Source organism: Mesorhizobium sp. M7A.F.Ca.CA.004.04.2.1, from assembly GCF_004022825.1.
In the GTDB taxonomy this organism is placed as follows: domain Bacteria; phylum Pseudomonadota; class Alphaproteobacteria; order Rhizobiales; family Rhizobiaceae; genus Mesorhizobium.
Window position 1 is genome coordinate 1 of the sequence record NZ_RZPH01000258.1, and the last position, 6337, is coordinate 6337.

Here is a 6337-nt window from a genome sequence, read left to right on the forward strand (position 1 = left end):
GTCCGCGATCGAAGCCTGCAGATGCAGCCCTTGCGTCTTGCGGTCCTCGGTCACCAGCGCAATGCCCAGCCGCCTCGCATCGCGCGGCGAACGGATGTCCACGGGATGGCCGTCAATACGGATTTCGCCGCCGGTGCGGCCATTGCTCGAGCTGAAGATCGCTTCCAGGATCTCGGTGCGGCCCGAACCCAGCAGCCCGCCAATGCCGAGGATTTCTCCGGCGGCAAGATCGAAGCCGACGCCGTCGATCACCGTGCGCCAACCATGCGCATCGGGCTTCGACAGCGACAGGTTTTCGACCGAAAGCACGGTCATGCCGCTGGTGTTGCGCTCTTCCTCGGAGGAAGCGAGCAGGTTGCGGCCGACCATCGCCGAAATGATCGTATCTTCGTCGAGCCTGGCCATCGGCTCGGTCAGCACATGGCGGCCGTCGCGAAACACGGTGACGCGGCCGGCCAGATGCATGACCTCGTCGATGCGGTGCGAGATGTAGACGATGGCGACGCCGCTGTCGGCAAGCTGGCGGATGATGCGGAACAGCCGCTGGCATTCGGCCGGCGAAAGCGCCGAGGTCGGCTCGTCCATGATCAGGATGCGTGCCGACATCGACAGAGCCTTGGCGATCTCGACCAGTTGCTGCTCGCCGACACGCAGGGCGCCGACGCGGGCTTGCGGATCGAGTTCGATGCCGAGCCGCTGCAACAAAGCACCTGCCGCGCGGCTGCTCGCCTTGCGGTCGACGATCAGCCCGGCGATCAGCTTCTCGCGGCCGAGGAAGATGTTGTCGGCGACGCTGAGCTCGGGCACCAGGTTGAGCTCCTGATGAATGATGGCGATGCCGGCATCCTCGGCGTCGCGCACGCCGGCGAAGCTGGTGGGGCGGCCATCGACGCTCACCGTGCCGTCATAACCGGTATAGACGCCGGAGAGGATTTTCATCAGCGTCGACTTGCCGGCGCCGTTCTCGCCCATCAAGGCATGAACCTCGCCGCGACGCAGCTCAAAGCCGACATCGACAAGCGCGGCGATGCCGCCGAAGCTCTTGGAAATGCGCTCGGCACTCAGAACGATGTGCGACCGATCGGCCGCACCGTGCTCCGGGGACAGGCAATTGCTCTCTTGCATGACAATGGCGGCCTCCCTTCCGTCGTCGTCAACTTCCCGCAAACGCTAATCTAAACGTTTCGATCATGTCAAGCCGATATAAGGTGCCGGACGTTTGGTGCAATTCGATTCTTGCTAAAAAGGACAGGATTCCGTACGTATTGGCCAGCAAGAGTGGCGAAACGTTTCGAAAATGACAGCGTCAGGGCAAAAAAGACACCGCAAATCCACCGCGCCCACCATGCTTCATGTGGCTGAAGCGGCGCGTGTTTCTGTCGCCACCGTTTCGGCGCTGATCAATGGCACGGCGACGGTCAGCCCGGAGCTTAGCCAGCGCATCGAGCAGGCAATCCGCGATATCGGCTACAAGCGCAACGCGATCGCCCGCAGCCTGAAGATGGGCACGACCCGCACCATCGGACTGACCGTGCCGCACATCACCAACCCGTTCTTCACCGATGTCGTCTCGGTCATCCAGCAGGCCTTCGACCGGGCCGGCTATGCCGTCATGCTGTGCTGCACGGACGAGGATTTGAACACCCAGGACGACCAGATCAGGTTGCTGCTCGACCGCATGGTCGACGGGCTGATCGTGGCGCGCGTCGGCGACGGCGCGATCCTCAAGCGGATCGTCGACGACGCCAACGTGCCGGTCGTGCTGCTCGATCGTATCTGCAAAGGCATCGACACCGATGCCGTGGTGCTGGACAACCAGCGCGCGGTGTTCGACGCCATCACCTATCTGATCAATCTCGGCCACCGGCGCATCGGTTACATCACCGGCACCTCGGACATCTCGCCGATGCATGACCGCATGGCGGGATATCGCGAGGCGCTTCACGCCGCCGGCCTGCCGATCGCCGAGGAGTTGATCCGCTTCGGCAATTTCCACGAGATCGACGGCTATAACGAAACCATGCAGATGCTTTCCTCGCATGATCGGCCAAGCGCGATCTTCTCGGCCAACAATCCGATGGTGATCGGCACCATGAAGGCGATCCGCGACATCGGCCTGTCCTGCCCGGAAGATATTTCGGTCGCCTGCTTCGACGACTTTCCATGGTCCGACGTGTTCCAGCCGCAGTTGACCACGGTGGCCCAGCCCGTGCAGGCGATCGGCGAACAGGCGGCCAATCTGCTTCTCGATCGTCTCGCCGGCAACAGGGACGCGCCGCCGCGCAAGCTTTTGCTCAAGGGCAGGCTGATGATCCGCAATTCATGCCGTCCGCTCGGCGCGATTGCGCAGAGCGTGAGCGCGTAGCCTTCCCCCGGCGTAAGTCGTAGCAGGGCCTGTCAGGCCGCCTGCGAAAGGGATTTGTGCGCCTCGGCCAGGATTTCGAACGACCGCACCCGCGCCGCATGATCAAACATCTGCGCAGTGACCATCAGTTCGTCGGCACCGGTGCGGCGCACGAAGGCATCGAGGCCTTGCCGCACCGTTTCCGGGGAGCCGACGACGGCGCAGGACAATGCCTGGCCGAGCATTGTCTTTGCCATCGGATCGAGATCGCGGTCATAGTTCTCGACAGGTGGCGGCAGCCGGCCGGCCCGACCGGTGCGCAGATTGACGAAAGCCTGTTGCAGCGAGGTGAACAACAAACGGGCCTCCGCATCGGTGGGCGCGGCGAAGACATTGAGGCCAAGCATGACATGCGGCTTGTCGAGCTGCTCGGACGGCTGGAAGCGCGAGCGGTAGACATCCAGCGCGTGATCCAGCTCCGCCGGCGCGAAATGCGAAGCGAAGGCGTAGGGCAGGCCGAGCATGGCGGCGAGCTGCGCGCCGTAGAGGCTGGAGCCGAGGATCCAGACCGGCACGTCCTGGCCTTCGCCGGGCACGGCGCGAATTCGCTGGCCTTCCTCGGCCGGCTGGAAATAGCCCATCAGCTCGACGACATCCTGAGGGAAATTGTCGACCCCGGCCTCGAGATTGCGGCGCAAGGCACGGGCGGTGCCCATGTCGGTGCCGGGCGCCCGGCCGATGCCGAGATCGATGCGGCCCGGATGCAAGGCGGCCAGCGTGCCGAACTGCTCGGCAATCACCAGCGGCGAATGGTTGGGCAGCATGATGCCGCCGGCGCCGACGCGAATGGTCTTGGTACCGCCGGCGACATGGGCAATGACGACGGCTGTGGCCGCGCTGGCGATACCCGGCATGTTGTGATGCTCGGCCAGCCAGAAACGCTTGTAGCCCAGGCGCTCGGCATGGCGGGCAAGATCGAGCGAGTTGGCCAGCGACTGCGAGGCATCGCTGCCTTCGACGATCGGCGACAGGTCGAGAACGGAAAGAGCGGTCATGGATGGGATCCTGTGTCAGGACCGCATGTAGGAAGCATCCGGCGGCGCCGCAAATTCAAAAATATTGATCAGCCTTTGATAGCTTCGGGGTCGGCGATGTCGTCCTCCTCGACGACAACCGCGTGCTGCGCGGCGAGAAAATTGCCGACATGGCTGAGCCCGTCGAAATGATCGCAGAATACCTTGATGACGACCAGCAGCGGCACCGCCATCAGGGCGCCGACGAAGCCCCACAACCATGACCAGAAGGCGATGGCGATCAAGATTGCCACGGCGTTGATCTCCAGACGCCGGCCGACCACCATCGGCGTCACGAACTGGCCTTCGACGATGTCGCACAAGATCACGAAGGCCGGCGCCAGAAGCGCGTAGAAGATGGTATCGAAGCTGATCAACGCCATGACCGTGACAAGCACGATGGTGATCAGCGCTCCGACATAGGGCAAGAAGTTGAGCAACGCCGCGGCGGCTCCCCAGACCAGCGGATTGGGCATGCCGAGCGCCCACAGACCAAGAGCGATGACCGTGCCGAGGCCGGCATTGATGATGGTGACGGTGAGCAGATAGTGCGAGATTTCGCGCTCGACGTCATAGACGACGCGCAGCGCCCGTTTCTTTTCGCTGAGGCTGGCGAAGGACTGGATGATCTTTTCATAGAACATCGTGCCGGAGGCGAGCAGGAACAGCGACAGCACGAAAATGATAGTCAGGCCTGTTCCGGCCGACAGGATGTTGCTGGCGGCCGCCGACAGGATGCCGGACTGCGCCATCGCCACCCTCTGGATGCCCGGCTCCTGCGACGTCTGGGTCAGCTGTTCGATCTGATGCGAAATCTGCATGATCTTCTCGAGTGGGCGGCGCAATTGCGCCAGCCGTTCGGCAAGTTGCTGGCCTATCGAAGAGGTGTTGTTGATGAGGTCGATGATCGGTCCGCTGAGCAGGTAGCCTACGCTGGCAAAGATGCAGATCGACAACAGCACCAGAAGGGTCGCCGAAACCACTTCGGAGATGCCGTGCCTGCGCAGGAGCCTAACGATCGGCGTCAGCGTCAGCGCCAGCAGGAAAGCCAGAATGACCGGCATGAAGAAAGCGCGAGCGAAGTAGAGCGCATAGATGGCCATGAACAGGAAAATGCCGACGAGCAGCGAGCGCATCAGATGCGTGTCGGCGCGGGCCGCAACGCGCGAATCCGACTCGTCGGCGATGGCGCGGCCCAAGGCAGCGGGTTCGGTTTTCATGCTCACCCTCGAGCCGGCGCCCTCGGCGATCGGCTATTGCTTGCATGAACGCAGAGTTATGGGCGCAGGTTCCATGAGCCGGCTTCCGGAATGAGGCCCGTTTGCACGGGTCCGGAAATCAGAGCGCGCCGCAGCATCCAGGCCTGCACTCACGGCGTTGGAAGAGAGATTTGGCTTTCTTCCCAATGTCGTGGCGACGAGGACGAAAAATCCGGCCTTCTCAAAGGCAGCAGCCAGCAGCCGACATTTCCGTCAGGCTGCCGGCGTGGTGACGGCTGTGCCAGCCCTGGCTGTTTCCTTGCGCACGATCGGCGCCACCCTGGTGCCGTAGAGTTCGATCGCCTTCATGATCTTGGCATGCGGCATGGTGCCGATCGCCATTTGCAGCAGGAAGCGGTCATTGCCGAAGATCTTGTGCTGGGCGACGATCTTCTCAGCCACTTGCTCGGGACCGCCGACGAACAACGCGCCGTTCGGGCCGCGCGACTGGTCGAAATGCGCTTGGGATGTCGGACCCCAGCCGCGCTCGCGGCCGATGCGGTTCATCACCTCCGCCTGCGGGCCGTAAAAATCGTCGGCCGCCTGCTCGGTCGTCTCGGCGATGAAGCCGTGCACGTTGATGCTGGTGGCAAGGCCCCTCGGGTCGCTGCCGGCGCGCTTGGCGGCTTCGCGATAGAGATCGAACAGCGGCGCGAAGCGCGCCGGCTCGCCGCCGATGATGGCGAGCGCCAGCGGCAGGCCGAGCGCACCCGCGCGGGCGGCAGACTGCGGCGTGCCGCCAATGGCGATCCAGACCGGTAGCCTGTCCTGGAAGGGCCGGGGATAAACGCCGCGATCGTTGATCGGCGCGCGCAGATTGCCGGACCAGGTGACCTTCACGCCGTTGCGGATGGCAAGTAGCAGATCGAGCTTTTCGGCGAACAGCTCGTCATAGTCCTCGAGGTTGTAACCGAACAGCGGGAAGGATTCGATGAACGAGCCGCGTCCGGCCATGATCTCGGCGCGGCCGCCCGACAGAAGGTCGAGCGTTGCGAACTGCTGGAACACGCGCACCGGGTCATCAGAAGACAGAACGGTGACGGCACTGGTCAGCTTGATGCGCTTCGAGCGCTCGGCGGCCGCGGCCAGGGCCACGACCGGTGCGGAGGCGGCATAGTCGGGCCGGTGATGCTCGCCGAGGCCGAAGACGTCGAGGCCGACCTGATCGGCCAGCTCGACCTCCTCGATCAGGTTGCGCAGCCGCTCATGCGGGCCGATGGCGCCGGGGCCCGGCTGCGGGCTGACGTCGGCGAAGGTGTAGAGACCGAGTTCCATCTAATGTCATCCTGGTGTTGGAATTTGCCGCTAGACGTAGCCATCCGCCAACCTCGCCGCCAGAGGCGCGACGGTGAACAGTGCATGTCGTTTTCGGTTCAATCTCTTCGTCGCAATTCCCAAGGGAAAGCGCTGCGCGCTTTTCCCGGGAAAACCGTTTCACACTTCCCTGAAATTGCTCCAAAGGCGTCTCCCGAGTGCAACAGCCGACAATTTCATGGCTGCCATGCCGTTTTGGCGCTTGAACTCTCGGTTTTCGCGCGTATGTAAGCGTCGCGAATTGACTTCAGGGAAGTGGACTTGGCTATCTACAGGGAAAAAGACGTTTTCGAGCGGCGCAATGCCGCAAACGAGGCAAAGAAGGCGCTCCTCGAGCGCTTCAAGGC

At 63.2% G+C, this 6337-nt stretch carries 6 protein-coding genes; 1 reads left to right on the plus strand and 5 read right to left on the minus strand.

Annotated elements, in window-relative coordinates; all coding sequences use genetic code 11:
• Positions 1-1125, minus strand: a 1125-nt coding sequence (locus EN893_RS13910; RefSeq protein WP_164900844.1) for a sugar ABC transporter ATP-binding protein, incomplete at its 3' end; no start/stop codon positions are given.
• Positions 1126-1345: 220 nt separating this feature from the next.
• Between EN893_RS13910 and EN893_RS13915 the strand changes: the two genes are divergently transcribed.
• On the plus strand, positions 1346-2365 hold the full coding sequence (locus tag EN893_RS13915; RefSeq protein WP_127267670.1) for a LacI family DNA-binding transcriptional regulator: 1020 nt from the start codon (positions 1346-1348) through the stop codon (positions 2363-2365).
• Positions 2366-2397: 32 nt separating this feature from the next.
• On the opposite strand, the gene EN893_RS13920 is transcribed toward EN893_RS13915, so the two are convergent.
• The 4 genes from EN893_RS13920 to EN893_RS38655 form a co-directional block, all read right to left on the minus strand.
• The gene (locus tag EN893_RS13920; RefSeq protein WP_127267669.1) at positions 2398-3399 is read right to left on the minus strand and encodes an LLM class flavin-dependent oxidoreductase; all 1002 of its coding nucleotides are present in this window, start codon (positions 3397-3399) and stop codon (positions 2398-2400) included.
• Positions 3400-3467: 68 nt separating this feature from the next.
• Positions 3468-4637 (minus strand): AI-2E family transporter, encoded by a 1170-nt coding sequence (locus EN893_RS13925; protein WP_127267668.1) that lies wholly within the window; start codon positions 4635-4637, stop codon positions 3468-3470.
• Between the two features lie 252 nt (positions 4638-4889).
• Complete coding sequence (locus EN893_RS13930; RefSeq protein WP_127267667.1) at positions 4890-5951, minus strand: LLM class flavin-dependent oxidoreductase; 1062 nt, start codon at positions 5949-5951, stop codon at positions 4890-4892.
• 159 nt (positions 5952-6110) lie between these two features.
• Positions 6111-6337, minus strand: a 227-nt coding sequence (locus tag EN893_RS38655) for a hypothetical protein (RefSeq protein WP_206640117.1), incomplete at its 5' end; no start/stop codon positions are given.